We start from the raw sequence: 16,271 nt of genomic DNA, 5'->3' as shown, positions 1-16,271 counted from the left end.
AAAAACGAGCCATTTGGCTCGCTTTCAATCATTACGCTTTGGAGTAAATATCCCGCTCACCCAACCAGCGATCGATAATCGCTGTTGCGTTAGACGGGTAATTGTCATGAATATGACGCGCAATACGCTGAACTTCGGGAATCAGGCGTTGATCTCGAACTAAGTCTGCGATTTTGAAATCAGCAAGACCTGTCTGCTTTGTACCCAATAGTTCTCCAGGGCCACGAATTTCTAGGTCTTTCTGCGCAATGACGAAGCCATCGTTACTTTCACGTAGTACTCCGAGACGTTTTTGCGCGGTTTTTGACAGCGGAGAGTGGTACAGCAGTACACAATGGCTAGCAACGGAACCTCGGCCCACGCGACCTCTTAACTGGTGTAATTGTGCCAAACCAAGACGTTCAGGGTTTTCTATGATCATCAAGCTAGAGTTTGGTACATCCACACCAACTTCAATCACTGTCGTTGCGACCAGCAAATGCAGTTTATTGTCTTTGAAATCTTGCATCACCGCTTGTTTCTCTGCCGGCTTCATTCGTCCGTGTACTAGACCAATTTTTACGTCCGGTAGCTTACGTTGAAGCTCTTCTGCGGTATCTGCCGCGGCTTGCGCTTCTAATACTTCCGACTCATCAATCAGGGTACACACCCAATATGCCTGCTTGCCTTCGTTTAAGCAGGCATTTCGGACACGCTCGACGATGTCGTCACGTTTTGTATCTGGAATGGCAACGGTTTGAATCGGCGTTCGACCCGGTGGTAGCTCGTCAATCACGGAAGTTTCCAGATCGGCGTAAGCGGTCATCGCTAAGGTGCGAGGAATAGGCGTCGCCGTCATGATCAACTGATGTGGGTAGGCGCCTTGTTTTGCGCCTTTTTCACGCAATTCTAATCGCTGATGGACACCGAAGCGGTGTTGTTCATCAATGATGACCAAAGCAAGGTGATGAAATTCAACGTGCTCTTGGAATAGCGCGTGAGTACCCACTACCATTTGCGCTTCACCACTGGCAATACGAGCCAGCTCGGCTTCCTTTGCCTTACCTTTGAGTTTGCCCGCTAACCAACCGACTTGAATGCCCATTGTTTCAAACCAGTTTGCGAAGTTGATAGCGTGTTGCTCGGCCAATAGTTCGGTTGGCGCCATGAGTGCCACCTGATGGCCATGCTCAATGGCTCTAACAGCGGCCAAAGCGGCAACCAACGTTTTCCCCGAACCAACATCGCCTTGCACTAATCGCATCATTGGGTGCGGTTTTTCTAGATCGGCTTCAATCTCTTGTACTACTCGGGTTTGAGCGTTTGTAGGAGAGAAAGGCAGTTGGGCTAAAAGCTGCGTTTTTAGTTTATGACAAGGACCGAGAGGTAGCGCTGAATCCTTCTGACCTTTGCTACGCACCGCCAGCATCGATAAGTTTTGTGCGAGCAATTCTTCCATGATCAAGCGGATTTGGGCAGGATGTTTGCCTTCGTCAAACTCATCTAAATTAATGGTTGGTGGTGGGCGATGAATGGTGTGCAGCGCTTGCGACATCGTGATTTGATGGTCATACAACCCAGATGGAAGTAATTCCTGCACTGCGGTTTTATCAAGCAGGGCTAAAGCTTGTTCGGTAAGGTTGCGCAATGTGATTTGGCGTAAACCATCTGTAGTGGGATAAACAGGAGTTAAGCTCTGTTCTACATCGGGCTTTTGCTCGCTGACGTAAAACTTGTAGTCAGGATGAACAATTTCCAAACCCATGCCACCGCGCTTAATTTCACCGTAAGCATGTACTAACTTACCTTGCGTGAAATTGTTCTTCATGGCTGCGGTAAAGTTGAAAAAGCGCAGCGTGATAGTGCCATTACCGTCGCTGATTTTTACCGTTAGCATTTTGCGCTTACCGAAGATGGTGTCGACTGCCATGACCTTACCTTGCACTGCCGCCCAAAGGCCAGCATGCAGTTTGGCAATAGGGTAAATACGAGTACGATCTTCGTAGCGTAACGGAAGGTGAAACAGCAAATCTTGAACGCTATGTAAGCCAACTTTGGCGAGTTTTTCTGCGACTTTCGCGCCAACTCCAGAAAGGGAGGTTAATGGGACGGCAGATAACATTTGGGCGGACATAGAGGGCTCAAGAAAATGGTTAACATAGCAGTATGTTAACCATGGAGCTGTGTTTTTGTACAGGAAAAAATAGTCATGCTTTAGTTAGTGTCATGATTTGACTGATAACCTATCATTCCGAGGAGCTTTAGCGACATCAGGATTCTATTTTCAACAAGTATGTCGCTGAAGTTAACACTATCAGCATCTGTATATTTGAGAATTAGATCCTGAACCACGCTCCTTCGCCGCCGTTCAGGATGACGAAAGTCTGTTACTTGCTTTGCATCTCTTGCCACCACGCGTCATCGGCGATGATTTGACCTTCTTCATCGAGTGGTGGGTAAACGAGCCCTTTTCGTTTCGCGACCTTTGCCAGCACTGGGTGACCACGTTCAAAGAGAATACGGTTGATTGTCTCTTTAGGCAGAGCGCTTTCTTCTCGGTCGTACATGCCTGCGGCTTCACGTTGACGTTGCGCTTCATACAAAATTACGGCACTGGCAACCGATACGTTTAGTGACTGCACCATGCCCACCATCGGGATAATAATGTCTTGATCAGCAAGCTGTTTGGCTTGCTCTGAAGCGCCAACCTTTTCGCTGCCTAAAATGATTGCCGTTGGTTTGGTGTAGTCGATCTCGCGAAAATCGACGGCGGTGTCCGAAAGATTGGTCACCAAAACCTGCATACCTTGCGCTTTGAGTTCGGTAATCGCAGTTTCAATCGAATCGTGAGTATCCACTTCAACCCAGTTACGCGCGCCAGCTGAGGTATGGCTCAGCGTACGCATTTTGTCAGGCCAAATTGCGTGAACTTTGTGTAAGCCTGTCGCGTCAGCGGTGCGGATCACGGCAGAGACGTTGTTTGGCTTATGTACTTCTTCGAGACAAAGTGTCAGATCAGTTTGGCGAGTTTTTAGGACTTGGTGAATACGGTTGTAACGTTCTAGGTTCATATTTATTGAGGTATAAAAAATCGCCACCTAACAGAGTAGGTGGCGATAGAGGTTAGTTCTTTCTGCGTCTGACTCGGGTTGCTTGAGGCATTGCCTTAATCTTACGCATGATACCAGCAAGGTGGACACGATCTTTCGTCGTCAACAGCACAGTCACAGTGTATAGACGACCATCACGTTCTTCCGTTGAAAGGCCATGAATGTTTGATCCTGTTTTCGAGATCACGTTGGTAAGTTCTGCAAGAGCACCTTGGTTGTTAAGCATGTCGACTTTAAGTTCAGCAATGAACTCTTTATCGTAGTCTTCAGACCAAGCGACAGCCATATAACGGTCTGGCTCTTTCTGATAACCACGAACGTTCGGACATGTTTCTCGGTGAACAACCAAACCACGACCAGGCGATACGTGAGCAATAATGTGATCATCTGGGATAGGATGACAACAATTTGCAAACGTCAGCAATAAGCCTTCTGCGCCACGAATCGGAAGCTTCTTCTTCGAGTCCGTTGGGATTGAACTTGTTGTCGTGAGCTCTTCGGTGTCACCAAGGAGACGACGTGCGATCACAATGCTCATCAACTCACCCAATCCAATAGCAGCCAATAAATCATCGATGCTTTCTAGGCGAAGATCATTCAAGACTTCTTGGATATTTTCTGGATAAATTGAATCAATCGAGTGACGGCCAAGTGCGTGATTAAGTAGGCGACGACCTAAAGTAATCGACTCTTCACGACGCATCGTTTTCAGTACTTGTCGAATCTTAGTGCGGGCACGAGAAGTCACGACATAGTTCAGCCATGCCGCATTCGGACGCGCACCAGGGGCACTGATAATTTCCACTGTCTGACCGTTTTTCAATGCCTTACTCAATGGGTAAGGGTTACGATCAACACGAGCACCAACACAAGAGTTGCCTACATCGGTATGTACGGCATAGGCAAAGTCGACAGCCGTTGCGCCTAAAGGTAGTTCAACGATACGACCTTTTGGTGTGAAGACGTAAATCTCATCTGGGAAAAGATCGGATTTTACGTTTTCAATGAATTCGAATGAGTTACCCGCGCTTTGTTGTAGCTCTAACAGGCTTTGCATCCAACGCTGAGCTTTCACTTGCGCAGTGGTACCAGACTTGTCGCCTTTGTCTTTGTAAGACCAGTGTGCCGCGACACCTTTGTCCGCCATTTGATCCATATCTTCAGTACGGATCTGAACTTCAACAGGTACGCCGTGTGGGCCAACCATGGAAGTGTGTAGCGATTGATAGCCGTTCGCCTTTGGTACCGCGATGTAATCTTTCATGCGACCAGGACGTGGCTTATACAAGCTGTGTACTTGGCCTAAAACGCGATAACAAGTATCAGCGGTATCAACAACGACTCGGAACGCATAGATATCCATGATGGTGTGAAAGCGCTGTTCTTTGGTTTTCATCTTGTTGTAGATAGAGAACAGGTTTTTCTCACGACCAACGACGCGAGCATTCAAGCCAAAATCTTGCAGACGGCCTTCTATTTCGCTGTGAATGCGTTGGATCATCTCTTTACGATTACCACGTGCGGCTTTAACCACTTCTTTCAGTACGCGGTAGCGGTTGGGATATAGCGCCTCAAAGCCCAACTCTTCGAGTTCGGTTTTGATATTGTGAATACCAAGACGATGAGCGAGGGGCGCGTAAATTTCTAACGTTTCACGAGCAATACGACGCTTTTTATCTGGTCGAAGCGCGCCAAGCGTACGCATGTTGTGCGTGCGGTCAGCCAGTTTGATCAGAATGACGCGGATATCTTGCACCATGGCCAGAACCATCTTACGAAAGTTCTCAGCCTGAGCCTCTTTCCTATCGCGGAATTTGAGTTTGTCCAGTTTAGATACACCATCAACCAATTCTGCGACAGTGTTGCCGAATTTCTCTTCGAGATCTTCTTTAGTTACATCACAGTCTTCAATGACGTCATGCAGCAAAGCAGCTTGGAGGGTTTCGATATCAAGGCGCATTTCGGCCAAGATACGAGCCACAGCGACAGGGTGGATGATGTATGGTTCACCGCTAGAGCGGGTTTGCCCTTCATGGGCATCTCTCGCTACCACATAAGATTGACGCAGAGCCTCAATCTGAGGCTCTGTTAGGTATTCTTGGGCAACGTCTTTGAGGCTATCGAATAGATACAAATTATAGGCCCGGGAGGTTGTTGAATTCTAAAGTCAGAATTAACGGTTGTGAGCGATGCTGCTTACTGCCGCTAGCTCTGCCGCTTCTTGCTCTTGCTGTTCTTGACGTTCACGAGCGTCTAGAACTTCTTTAGTAATTAAACCTTCTTCGATTTCGCGTAGAGCGATAACCGTTGGCTTATCGTTCTCTTCTGGCACTAGTGCATCTTTACCGCCAGTTTGCATTTGACGAGCGCGGCGAGCCGCAATCAGTACTAGGTCGAAACGGTTGCCAACTTTTTCAACAGCGTCTTGAACAGTTACGCGTGCCATGAGGACTCCAAATAGTTAACTAAAATTTTAGAATGACGAGAAAGTATACAACCTAACTACTTTATTTACTAGCAATTAGACAAGCCACCGTTTGTGGACTTTCTCAGGTAGTTTATTGTGTTTTTCGCACTGGGCAAAAAACGGGAAATTCTTTATGTTTTACAGCGTGACTTTTTTGAAGTTACTCTGCTAACAACGCGTCAAGCATACCTTTATATTTAGCAGCTTGCTTTTCTTCCTTCAATCTTTCAGCACGCAAGATAGCTTTAAAATCCATCAAAGCGGTATCAAAATCGTCGTTTACGATCACGTAGTCGTACTCGTTGTAATGAGAGATTTCCGACTTGGCTTCAGCCATACGCTTTGCGATCACTTCATCGCTATCTTGACCACGAGTGTTCAAGCGACGCTCTAACTCACCGTTTGATGGTGGCAGGATGAAGATGCTTTTGGCTTCTGGCATTTGTTCACGGATTTGGCGTGCGCCTTGCCAGTCGATATCTAGAAAAACGTCGATACCTTTATTTAGTGTTTCTTCAATCCATACACGAGATGTGCCGTAATAATTACCAAACACTTCTGCGTATTCTAGGAAGTCACCTTTAGCGATCAGGGCTTCAAACTCATCTTTCGCTACAAAATGGTAGTGGACACCATTTTCTTCACCAGGTCGCATGTTGCGCGTGGTGTGAGACACAGACACTTTCATTGCGTAGGTTGGGTTGCGTTCCAACATCGCTGAGATCAAGCTAGATTTACCTGCGCCGCTAGGTGCAGATACGATATAGAGAGTACCTTTGCCCATTGTACTGTTCCACTTTTGATTGGATTGATTGAGTGCCGAAGGAAAGTTCGACATTCTTATAACGATAGCACTGGCATTGAGAAATCAACCACCAAAGGGGTGGATGTTGGTGATAATCCCGCCAGAAAAATGGAGGCGAAGAGTATCATGATCTCTATTTTGTTACCAGTTGATCTTTCTGTCTGTGATCGTCCCAGATGAAATAGTTACTTACGCCAGAGTGTTCCTAAACAGCGAAGAAGGAGCGTGGTACAGGACTTACCATCCGCGCACTCTGTTATTAAAACCATTTCTACAACCGTTTAGTGTGCTGATTTTAGGTTTAGAGTCCCGATTTGGCTTGCGTGAGTGACTCTGGTTAAAAATAGGGGTTAATAAAGATAAAACGGAAAAAAGGGGAAGCTTTCACTTCCCCAGGCGTGCGACTGACTCACACTTAATCTTCGAATTATCCTTGAGACTCTAGGAAATTTATCCAAGGGCTAACGGTTGACCTGAATTTTGGCGATTGAGCAGCGCCTTTCATCGCCTGCAAGGCCTTTTGTGGTTGCTTAAGCTCGAAATAGGCCATCCCGCGAATGTATTCAAGTTCTGCCTTTTGCTCTTTAGAGGCACTGGATGCCGCGCTTTCTACAAAACGAGTTGCTTCAGAATACTGCTTGTCTTGTATCATTAAGCGAGCAATCTGAATTTGCGTTTTAGCAGAAGGAGCGAGGTTATATGACTTTTTATAAGCGAGAATTGATTTATCTAGCTCTTTAGCTTGCTGCCAGAAACTGGCTAGGCGGTCATAGTTTTCCTTCGTCTTTTCAATGTTTCCAGCTGCCATTTCCTTTTCAAGAGTTTTGGCTGCTTTATATGGAATACCTTGATAAGCCAAGAAGTTTACAAAGCGTAAATATTCCTTCTCTCCTTCTAGTTTCCCCATTTTGTAAACCATTTCTAGGGTGGCTAGAGAGTTGCGCTCTTGACCTAGCTCCATGTAGACACCAGAAAGTTGCATCCAGTAACGCTTTTTCTGAGGGTACTTTGAAGTCAGAGTTTTGAGTACACTGGCAACGCTTTTCAGCTGGCCTAACTCGTAGTGAGATGCAACGAGAATTAAGTACCAAGACTCACTTGGGCTCTTGCTCATCGCGATGGCTTTTTTGGTTGGCGGGATTGCATTTTTGTAATCTTCCAACTGAACATAAGCGCTCGCTAACGTGATATAAGCATGAGCTTGAGGCTTCTCTTTGGTTGTTTCTGCAACCTTGAACCATTCCTTCATCGTTTTTACAGACAACGTATACTTTTCTTCAGCTAGGTAAAGCTGAGCCAAGCTGTAGCGAACTTGTTGAGCAACAGGAACGGGAAGTGCGTCGAGCTGTAATGCTTCGGCAAAGTATTTTGCTGCTTGCACATAATTGTCTTGTAGCGAATACAAAAAGCCAGTCTGCTGAAGTAAAACTGCTCGGTCGTATTTTTTCGAACTTGTGCTTTCTAAAGCGCTTGCTAGTTTTTCTTTCGCTGCTGAATATTTTTCAGTTGCGATCAACTCTTGCACTTTGTTAACGGTTCGAAATGTCCGATCTGATAACTGAGGAGCTTCTTTTGCCATCGTAGGAGCGGTCATTGCCACTCCTGCGAAGAGAATTAAAGAAGCCACTTTGCTTTTCCATAAACTTTTCATCGTGACTCCTTAATTGGTTGAGAACTCTATTTCTTGCGATAGGCGCGAGCTAACAGGTTTCCCGTCAACCAATTTTGGTTTAAATGTCCATTTAGAGACTGTTTTTCTTGCCGCTCGACCGAGGCCTAAGCGTCGTGGTTGCTCTTTAAGAACTTTGATGTCCTCTACGGCACCACGTGCGTTGACAGTAAACTCTAATAAGACGACCCCTTTTTCTATTCCTGCTTTCGCAGCCTTCCTAGGCATTTGAGGTTGGAATGTCGCTAGAGGTGTTGGACCTCCGCTACCCGCGAGTTGCGCACCTCCACCCTGGCTATAATGTCCAAGCACCGAACCACCTGTAACATTTACGGGTAGGTCAAGCTTTGGCATATCCATTGGGGTCTGCTCCATCACCGGTTTTACTGTCGCTGTCACTTTCATTTCTGGCGGCGGCGGCGGACGCTTAGGCGGTGGTGGCTTTGGAAGTTCGCGTTTTTTCTCCTGTATTTTTTCGTCTGGTTTAATGCGAATAAACTCGACCATACGCAGGTCATCATTCGACACTAACTCGTGGCGCTCTTTGTTTACTAGCTTGTCCATCCCCCAGAACAACCCGAGGGAGACAATGAGCGCCAGTGCAATTGAGGCCAGATACCGCATAAGCTTAATCCTTATTGGTTGCGGCAATGGAGATGCTTTCTACACCTGCCATTTTGATCTGGTCCATAACCTTCACGACTACGCCAGCATTTGCTTCTGTGTCGGCTTGGATAACAACTGCGCCATCAGGGCTTTCTGCACGAAGACGTTCAATATTCGCGCGAACCGCGTCCACTTCGATGCGGCGTTTATCAACCCAAACATCACCCGCCGCACCAACTGCGACCATGATGTTACCTTTTTTCACGGTTTGCGCAGAGCTTGCCGTCGGGCGGTTTACTTCTAGACCAGCTTCTTTTACGAACGATGTTGTTACGATAAAGAAGATCAACATGATGAATACGATGTCGAGCATCGGTGTCATATCGATAGCGGTTTCATCACTGCTATCACTGCTATAGCGTCTTTTCATGACCTATACCTCTAATTCCATTTACTCAGGCAATATGCTTTAGCTTATCTTCCAGCTTTTGCGTTGTGACTTTGGCTAAATGATCAAGACGTGAACTAAAGAACAGTCCTGATAGAGAAGCCACCATCCCGGCTAAAGTTGGGATTGTTGCCTTTGAGATCCCCGAGGCCATTGCTCGAGGGCTTCCTGTTCCTGTTACCGCTAAGATGTCGAATACTTGGATCATGCCAACAACGGTGCCGAGCAAACCCAGTAAGGGACAAAGCGCAATCAATACTTTCACGATTGGCAGGCCCTTTTTATTCTCAATGTCCTGACGAGAAACAATTTCTTGTCGGATCATCTTAGCGTTCCAGCTCTGGTGCTCTGAGCGCTCCTGCCATGAGCCAACGGCTTTTTTCATGGCTTTTGGAGCGACGGCAGCAAAATAGAACCAACGTTCTAACAATACTGCCCACAGCATAAAGCTGAGGATGAAGATGGCGACGAGTACATCGCCACCCATTCCCAAGAAGCGCCTAATTGATTCAAGTTCTCCAACTAACCACCACATAACGCCTCCTTAGCTTTCGGCTTTATGTAGTTTTTCCTGATAGCGAGCGATGAAGCCTGCACTCTGTTCTTCAAGAGTTTGAACCAAACGACGACCTTTACTGTGTACGATGGTGTAAAGGAACAGCAATGGAATTGCGACAACCAGACCTAGCATGGTTGTAACAAGAGCTTCAGAGATACCGCCAGCCATTAGCTTAGGATCACCTGTACCAAATAGTGTGATTGCTTGGAACGTACCGATCATACCCATAACCGTACCCAGTAGACCTAGAAGTGGTGCTACAGAAGCGAACAGTTTGATTGAGCTGATAAAGCGTTCAATGCTCGGTGCGTTACGTAGGATGATTTCGTCCAGTTTCGCTTCAAGATCTTCAAGGTTGTCACCTTTGTGTTCTTGGTAAGCTTGGATAACTTCACCCAGAGGGTTACCAGGAATCACGGTTTCTGATTTCGCTTGCTTACGCATTTTACCGCCAATCACTTGAAGGCGTAGGAAGCAAACTAGAGCAATGATAGCGCCAACTGCACCCATACCAAGGATGACGTAACCTACAATGCCACCTTGATCAATACGTTCTTGAACGGTAGGGCTTTGTACAAGTAGAGACAGAATTACACCACGGGATGGGTCAATAAACAGTGGCTCATAGCTGTTTGACGCTGACTCAAAGCCCGCAACATGACGTGTAATATTGGTGCGAGGTTGTCGAGAGAGTTCTTCGAACTTACCTGTTTGAGGTACATAAGTAACGTACTTACCATCGGCAATCGCGTTAAATTCACCGACAAGAGTAACATCGCGAACCGCTTCTTTACCTTCGCCATAAACAACCGTTGCTTGGGTTGTTGCTGTCTCGCCTGAGGCAACCACTTGTTGAAGAATGGTATGCCAGAATGCTTCTAGCTCTTGTGTTGATGGCAGTTCTTTGCTTCCAGCCAGTTTCGTTAGTAGAGCGTCACGCTCTGGGAACTGAACAGCGTTTTGAGAGGCTGCAAATAAGCCCTTAAACTCGCCCGCATACTGGCGGACCACACCAAACATTTCGCCCAAAGTACCAGAGCGAACACGTAGGGTTTCTGTTAGTTCAGTTAGCTGCTTATCGTTTTCATCAAATGTTGCTTTAAGTTGATCGCCCAGTGCTTGCTGCGCAGCTAACTCTTCGCGAGCTTGTTGCAATAATACCGCTTGCTTATCGCGATTGTTCTTGAACTCAGCTTCACGGGCTTTATTCTCTTTTGACTCAACGATGCTTTCTGATTTTACGTTTTTGAGTAGTTCAGATAGGTTTTTAGGCGTTTCTGCTTGTACGCCTGAAGCCATAAATAAGCTCGCTAGTAGACCAGCGGCTAGAGTTTTGAATCCTTTCATCTCTTATTCCTCCCCAGCATATACAGGCAATTTGATTAGCGCTGGTGGCGCTTGCTTCTTCGCGATACGAAGGCCTTGCTGTACCGCTATGCGGTAGCTTTCCGGTAATGTTTCCCATTGACGTGTTTGTTGGTTCCACATACCTGTCTCACCACCGTCTGGAGATTGGAATAAAAGCGCCGTGCGACCAATACGTAGGAAATCGTAAGTCACGGTTTCCCCATTTCTATCTAGGCTAGCTTTGTAAGATTCAATTGAGCGAGAGAAGCCTTCTTCAATTTGGTAGGCTTCCATCACTTTACGGAATTTCTCAGAAGTCGTTACGTCGGCGCGATCCATGAGACGACGCAGTTCTTGGACACGTTTATTACGTTCTTTTTTCTGGAAAGGCAGATCGAGAGTCACAAACTCATCGAGTGCATCGATCATTTTAAGTGTTAGTGGCACTACTTCTGTTGCCGTTTGATCGATCTGAGCAATTTGGTTATTTAATGAGTCCAATTCACCTTGCTGTGATTGAACCATACGATTAATTTGCTCGTTGTAGACTTTCATGCTGTCGATTTGACGTAGTAAGCCTTTGTATTCTGCCAACATGCCTTCAGTACTTTCGGCATAATTGTCGATTTTTTGTTGCGAAGCTTCTGAAGATTGATTTGCTTTTGCTTGTGTGGAAACGACAGCACCAGAGTTGGCCGCTATAGAGCTACTACTGATAGTAAGCAATGCTGCAGCTATGGCACTGAGACCAAATTCCTTGAATTTCATGGTTGCATCCTTGTCAGTGTTTTAGTCAGTCGAAAAGGGCGCGGAAAACCCGCGCCAAATATTTTTTAGAAGTCGTATGATGCCTCGACGTATAGCTGACGTCCGATTGGATCGTCATACCCAGTTGCATAGAATGGAGAGGTATCGCTTAGAGGATCTGCAGGCGGTACTTTGTCAAACATGTTGATAGCACCAAGAGTTACACGACCACTCTCGTTGAATTGGTAAGAAGCCGTTAGGTTCCACGTTGTCATACTAGCGATTTCTGCTTTGTAACCCGCTTTTTTAGCAGAATCACAGTCATCAAAGTAGTAACGGTTTGCGTAGCTTGAACACATACGGTCGCGGTATTTACCAAATAGGTTGATAGCGACATCTTCATATGCCCAGCCAAGATTTAACGTTGCGGTGTATTCAGGCATGAAATCTCTTTCATCCGTTACAGGCTCGCTGTCGTTTTCTTGATATTCAGCAATCAAGATCTTCGTTACAGCAACACGCGTGTTAAATGAACCGAACTCATTAGTGTCGTATGCGTATTTGATCGCTAGGTCAATACCAGAACGCTCTTCATACGACTGGTTCACTGGACCATAGGATACCGACTTGATGGTGCCATCTGGGTTACGAACGACTTCAGTACCTGGGTATTTACCTGGATCGTTAATTACGTCTTGGTAAGTTGGTGCTGTTACGACGTCTTCCATCTTGATGTGGTACCAGTCAACAGTTACACCAAGATCATCCACAGGCTCCCACGCTAGGCCCAAGTTAATGTTTGTACTTGTTTCTTCTTTCAGCTCAGAGTTAGGGCCATTAAGCGTATCGAAGTACTGAGTATCACACTCTGGGTACTTGTCTTTATCTTGTGGGCCGCTACCACCAGCGTTGGCACAAAGCACAGGGTCAAAACCAGAACCAAAGCCTCGAGTTTGATCACCAAATAGTCGCTTCAAGTCTGGAGCTCGGAAGCCTAGACCGTAGCTACCACGTAGCAATAGGGTGTCAGTAGGACGGTATGCTAGGGCTACTTTAGGAGTGAATGCGCCGCCAGTTGCCGAGTCGTCGAAGTAGTGGTCGTAACGACCAGCGACAGTCATTTCTAAATCTTCAATGATAGGAATAAGAGCTTCAACACCAAGACCAATCTGATCGCGGTCACCGCCGCCTGATGTTCCACCTAGACCAGAGAAACCACCAGCTGCTGTTGTCGCATCAATCGTCTCATTGTAGTCAGTACGGTTCCATTCACCATAAACAGCAAAGCCAGACATACCTGCAGGAAGTTCAACCAAATCACCAGCCAGTGAGCCGTTAACAGAGTAAAGCTTTGAGTAAGCTTCTTTGCTTGAAGTGCCGCTGTATTTGTCTACAACGTCTTGAGAGATAGGCCCTAGAAGATCGACATCACCATTTTGTACAGCTTGGTCGAGAGTTAGGAAGATTGCTGGGTTGCTTGTTTCAACGCTTTGCTCAGAGTAACCAGCGGATAGGTCCCAATCATACGTATCAGCAAGCAGGCCGTTCAAGCCTAAGGTTAAGCCAAAAGAATCGGCTTCAGTGTTACTTTCGCGTGGTCCAAATTCGACCATACGGCGAGTGTATTCGCCTTCGCCGCGGAAGTGAGTGGCATCAACTTCAACGCTGTAAGGGTTAGGTTCGAATTCAGATTCTGTAGACTTGTAGCCAAAACGGGCTTCTGCCATGGCAGTGACATTGTCGTTAATGTCCATTTCACCACGTAAAAGTAGGTCTACTTGTTTGTTTTCTGGTTTTAATGTTCGGTATGCAGAGCGGTTAACACCACACTTTCCATCCGCTCGTTCAATCGCGGCATCACCAACGACTTCTTTACAGGAAGAACCAGCATCAGCTGGTGTTAGAAGTGTTCCGTTGGCGCCTTCAAAGTTTGCACCGTAGCTAGAGTAGCCACTTAGCTGAGAACGGCTAGAACCGTCATCGCCAGCCCAATCATCTCGGTCAGATTGCTTTAGCATTTCGTTGCCCGCAAATTGGCCAACGAAGAGAATACGTTTGTCGTCAAAGTTTTTGCCAGCTACAACGTCTAAACGACCATTTTGGTAACCACCATCCGTCGCGTCACCCGCGCGTACTTTTACAGAAACGCCATCAAAGTCTTTCTTTAAAATGAAGTTTACGACACCACCGATTGCGTCGGAGCCGTAGATAGCAGAACCTGAGTCGGTCATTACTTCAACACGCTCAATAGCGGCGACAGGGATTTGGCCGATATCTTGGAAGTTAGATGTACCATCTTGTGCTAGCGGGTATTGAGGAAGACGACGGCCATCAATAAGAATCAATGTGCGTGACGCGCCAAGGCCACGTAAGTTGACTGACTGCGCTGCTGGTGTAAACGAGAAAGAGTCTGTTTGAGCCATTACACCACCTGTGTTTTGGGTCAAACTGTTCAATACGTCTTGCGCGCTGTTAAAGCCTTTAGACTCAATGTCTTTACTATTAATAACAGTAACTGGTGAAGGACCTTCCATATCCGTCGTGGAGATACGCGAACCAGTAACTTTCATCTTTTGAAGTTTTTCAACTTGCTGCTCTTCTGCCAGTGCTGTTGCTGGGGCTGCAACTGCTGCTGTCCCCAAAGCAAGGCTTATCGCAACAGATAAAGCGGTTGTGTTTTTATACATCCTTGTTGCTCCGATTATTATTATTTCCTATGTCTGGCCGCATAGCGGCCAAATGTGACGTTAATATTTCGTTAACGTTCGGCCAATGTATAACCGAGATGAAAAAAGGAAGTCAAACCAGTGGTAAACGGGGATGCTTAAATGTAAAAAAGATGTAAATAACCAGGCTTTATTTAAAAGGCGGAATAAAAAACCGAATAAGGTTTATGAATCGAGATTAAATTTCAATAAAACACCGTATTTTGTGTTTCTTATAAACTTTAATGACTTATCTTGCCTATGGTTTTTTAGTGGGTAATTGAATCTGGAAAAAGATATTTTTCCAGTGAATTGTTCTGAGATGAGTTTTATATCGAATCCATACTTTGTTAGCTCGAACTTATTAGGTGGTATCAAAATATGATACCCATTGCTGTTAAAGGGCTCACTCGTATTTTTAGGTCAAATATAACCTTGGATTATGTGTCTATTTATGTGTGTAGGGTGCATTTTTATGTAGGGTTTTGGCTCTAAACAGCCTAGATTGATATTCTGTATGAATTATTTTTGTGGTTTTTTATAATTTTTTACAAAAACATTTCTGTTTTTCGACATCGAAGGAAGTTTGTCATGTTTTGGTTTCAAACACTTGAAGCTGATGTGGATTCAAGATAAATATGACGCTGAAATTATTGCAGTAGTAGAAAAGTCTAGCTCTTGAGGCGCAGGGAGTGTGCTTCAACAGTTTTAGTTACTACGAGATAAATATGCACCATTTTGGGCGGAAAATATCCTCTTTCACTCCGTTTGAACTGGACAGTAGACAAGGAGCAAGTTGTATATGCTGTCGTACTTTTTACGCCGTTTGGCGTTGGTTATCCCAACGTTTCTCGGGATAACTATTCTCATCTTTGCTATCACTCGTTTCGTGCCTGGCGGACCTGTTGAACGCATGTTGTCACAAATGCAGTCTCAGGGAGATGGCGCCGCATCAATGACGTCTGCGGGTGGTAATACGGCCCTTTCTGACGATCAAATCGCGGAGCTGAATGCGTTTTATGGCCTGGATAAACCTGTAACGGAAGCGTACGTCGAGTGGTTAAGTCGTTTGGTAATGCTAGATCTTGGCGAGTCGACGCGTTACTACGAGCCTGTCTCGGACATGATCGCAGAGCGTTTGCCAGTGTCGTTGTTTTATGGCGGCATGACCTTCTTTATTAGTTATTTTATCTCGATTCCTCTTGGTTACTATAAGGCACTCAAGCACGGTTCTGTGTTTGATTCCGCTTCTTCAGTACTCATTTTCGTAGGCTACGCGCTACCAGGTTATGTGGTGGGTGTATTGCTGATCACGTTATTTAGTTATCACTTGGAATGGTTTCCGATGGGAGGCTTTGTCGGCGATGACTTCGACGATTACGAAACCTTCTTTGAACGCGCTAAAGACATTATGTGGCATGCGGTGTTGCCTTTGATCTGTTACCTCATTGGTGATTTTGCCACGCTGACGATGACAATGAAAAATAACCTGATGGAAAACCTTTCCTCAGATTACATCCGCACCGCAATTGCGAAAGGATTACCTTTCAAAAAAGCAGTTCGTAAGCACGCGTTGCGTAACAGCTTAATTCCAATCGCGAGTCACTTTGGTAACTCTTTGTTGTTCTTCATGACCGGTGCCTTCCTGATTGAAGTTATCTTCAATATTGATGGCATTGGCTTATTAGGTTACGAATCAATCATGGAGCGTGATTACCCTGTTGTTATGGGTATTGTCGCCATTAATGCGTTGTTACTGCTCATTGGTAACATCATTTCAGATATTTGTGTTGCTTTAGTCGACCCACGTGTGAAGTTTGGAGCGTAAC

13 protein-coding genes are annotated in these 16,271 nt (G+C 45.8%); 1 reads left to right on the top strand and 12 read right to left on the bottom strand.

The window, feature by feature from the left end:
* Window positions 1-31: 31 nt before the first annotated feature.
* From recG to R7M72_RS07750, 12 genes are all read right to left on the bottom strand, one after another.
* Window positions 32-2,113 carry an ATP-dependent DNA helicase RecG gene (gene recG, locus R7M72_RS07805; protein WP_315956759.1) on the bottom strand — a complete coding sequence of 694 codons (2,082 nt, stop codon included), beginning with the start codon at window positions 2,111-2,113 and terminating at the stop codon, window positions 32-34.
* 253 nt (window positions 2,114-2,366) lie between these two features.
* Complete coding sequence (gene trmH / locus R7M72_RS07800; RefSeq protein WP_017820702.1) at window positions 2,367-3,050, bottom strand: tRNA (guanosine(18)-2'-O)-methyltransferase TrmH; 684 nt, start codon at window positions 3,048-3,050, stop codon at window positions 2,367-2,369.
* A 52-nt stretch (window positions 3,051-3,102) separates the two neighbouring features.
* Complete coding sequence (gene spoT, locus R7M72_RS07795) at window positions 3,103-5,223, bottom strand: bifunctional GTP diphosphokinase/guanosine-3',5'-bis pyrophosphate 3'-pyrophosphohydrolase (RefSeq protein WP_005379340.1); 2,121 nt, start codon at window positions 5,221-5,223, stop codon at window positions 3,103-3,105.
* 39 nt (window positions 5,224-5,262) lie between these two features.
* Window positions 5,263-5,535 (bottom strand): DNA-directed RNA polymerase subunit omega, encoded by a 273-nt coding sequence (rpoZ, locus tag R7M72_RS07790; RefSeq protein WP_005379346.1) that lies wholly within the window; start codon window positions 5,533-5,535, stop codon window positions 5,263-5,265.
* Between the two features lie 181 nt (window positions 5,536-5,716).
* On the bottom strand, window positions 5,717-6,340 hold the full coding sequence (gmk, locus tag R7M72_RS07785; RefSeq protein WP_005379347.1) for a guanylate kinase: 624 nt from the start codon (window positions 6,338-6,340) through the stop codon (window positions 5,717-5,719).
* A 448-nt stretch (window positions 6,341-6,788) separates the two neighbouring features.
* Window positions 6,789-8,012 carry a tetratricopeptide repeat protein gene (locus R7M72_RS07780; protein WP_169644337.1) on the bottom strand — a complete coding sequence of 408 codons (1,224 nt, stop codon included), beginning with the start codon at window positions 8,010-8,012 and terminating at the stop codon, window positions 6,789-6,791.
* Between the two features lie 9 nt (window positions 8,013-8,021).
* Window positions 8,022-8,654, bottom strand: a complete 633-nt coding sequence (locus R7M72_RS07775; RefSeq protein WP_005379353.1) for an energy transducer TonB — start codon at window positions 8,652-8,654, stop codon at window positions 8,022-8,024.
* Window positions 8,655-8,658: 4 nt separating this feature from the next.
* Window positions 8,659-9,066, bottom strand: a complete 408-nt coding sequence (locus tag R7M72_RS07770; protein ID WP_005379359.1) for an ExbD/TolR family protein — start codon at window positions 9,064-9,066, stop codon at window positions 8,659-8,661.
* 25 nt (window positions 9,067-9,091) lie between these two features.
* Window positions 9,092-9,619, bottom strand: a complete 528-nt coding sequence (locus R7M72_RS07765; RefSeq protein ID WP_047103760.1) for a MotA/TolQ/ExbB proton channel family protein — start codon at window positions 9,617-9,619, stop codon at window positions 9,092-9,094.
* Between the two features lie 9 nt (window positions 9,620-9,628).
* Complete coding sequence (locus R7M72_RS07760) at window positions 9,629-10,990, bottom strand: MotA/TolQ/ExbB proton channel family protein (RefSeq protein ID WP_318056120.1); 1,362 nt, start codon at window positions 10,988-10,990, stop codon at window positions 9,629-9,631.
* Window positions 10,991-10,993: 3 nt separating this feature from the next.
* Window positions 10,994-11,758 (bottom strand): DUF3450 domain-containing protein, encoded by a 765-nt coding sequence (locus tag R7M72_RS07755; RefSeq protein ID WP_005379365.1) that lies wholly within the window; start codon window positions 11,756-11,758, stop codon window positions 10,994-10,996.
* Between the two features lie 65 nt (window positions 11,759-11,823).
* Entirely contained in the window at window positions 11,824-14,424 is a 2,601-nt protein-coding gene (locus R7M72_RS07750; RefSeq protein WP_017634998.1) for a TonB-dependent receptor plug domain-containing protein, read from the bottom strand.
* An 820-nt stretch (window positions 14,425-15,244) separates the two neighbouring features.
* On the opposite strand from R7M72_RS07750, the gene R7M72_RS07745 reads away from it, so the two are divergent.
* Complete coding sequence (locus R7M72_RS07745) at window positions 15,245-16,270, top strand: ABC transporter permease subunit (RefSeq protein ID WP_005384771.1); 1,026 nt, start codon at window positions 15,245-15,247, stop codon at window positions 16,268-16,270.
* Window position 16,271: the final 1 nt, after the last annotated feature.

It is taken from the genome of Vibrio sp. YT-18, from assembly GCF_033337345.1.
Taxonomy (GTDB): domain Bacteria; phylum Pseudomonadota; class Gammaproteobacteria; order Enterobacterales; family Vibrionaceae; genus Vibrio; species Vibrio alginolyticus.
This window is presented reverse-complemented; position numbering and strand designations above follow the sequence as displayed.

Excerpts from the sequence above, each read along its gene's own strand:
- R7M72_RS07745 (WP_005384771.1), top strand. The coding sequence starts at position 15,245 with ATGCTGTCGTACTTTTTACGCCGTTTGGCGTTGGTTATCCCAACGTTT.
- R7M72_RS07750 (WP_017634998.1), bottom strand. The coding sequence starts at position 14,424 with ATGTATAAAAACACAACCGCTTTATCTGTTGCGATAAGCCTTGCTTTG.
- R7M72_RS07765 (WP_047103760.1), bottom strand. The coding sequence starts at position 9,619 with ATGTGGTGGTTAGTTGGAGAACTTGAATCAATTAGGCGCTTCTTGGGA.
- recG (WP_315956759.1), bottom strand. The coding sequence starts at position 2,113 with ATGTCCGCCCAAATGTTATCTGCCGTCCCATTAACCTCCCTTTCTGGA.
- trmH (WP_017820702.1), bottom strand. The coding sequence starts at position 3,050 with ATGAACCTAGAACGTTACAACCGTATTCACCAAGTCCTAAAAACTCGC.
- R7M72_RS07770 (WP_005379359.1), bottom strand. The coding sequence starts at position 9,066 with ATGAAAAGACGCTATAGCAGTGATAGCAGTGATGAAACCGCTATCGAT.
- gmk (WP_005379347.1), bottom strand. The coding sequence starts at position 6,340 with ATGGGCAAAGGTACTCTCTATATCGTATCTGCACCTAGCGGCGCAGGT.
- R7M72_RS07755 (WP_005379365.1), bottom strand. The coding sequence starts at position 11,758 with ATGAAATTCAAGGAATTTGGTCTCAGTGCCATAGCTGCAGCATTGCTT.
- R7M72_RS07775 (WP_005379353.1), bottom strand. The coding sequence starts at position 8,654 with ATGCGGTATCTGGCCTCAATTGCACTGGCGCTCATTGTCTCCCTCGGG.
- R7M72_RS07760 (WP_318056120.1), bottom strand. The coding sequence starts at position 10,990 with ATGAAAGGATTCAAAACTCTAGCCGCTGGTCTACTAGCGAGCTTATTT.
- R7M72_RS07780 (WP_169644337.1), bottom strand. The coding sequence starts at position 8,012 with ATGAAAAGTTTATGGAAAAGCAAAGTGGCTTCTTTAATTCTCTTCGCA.
- rpoZ (WP_005379346.1), bottom strand. The coding sequence starts at position 5,535 with ATGGCACGCGTAACTGTTCAAGACGCTGTTGAAAAAGTTGGCAACCGT.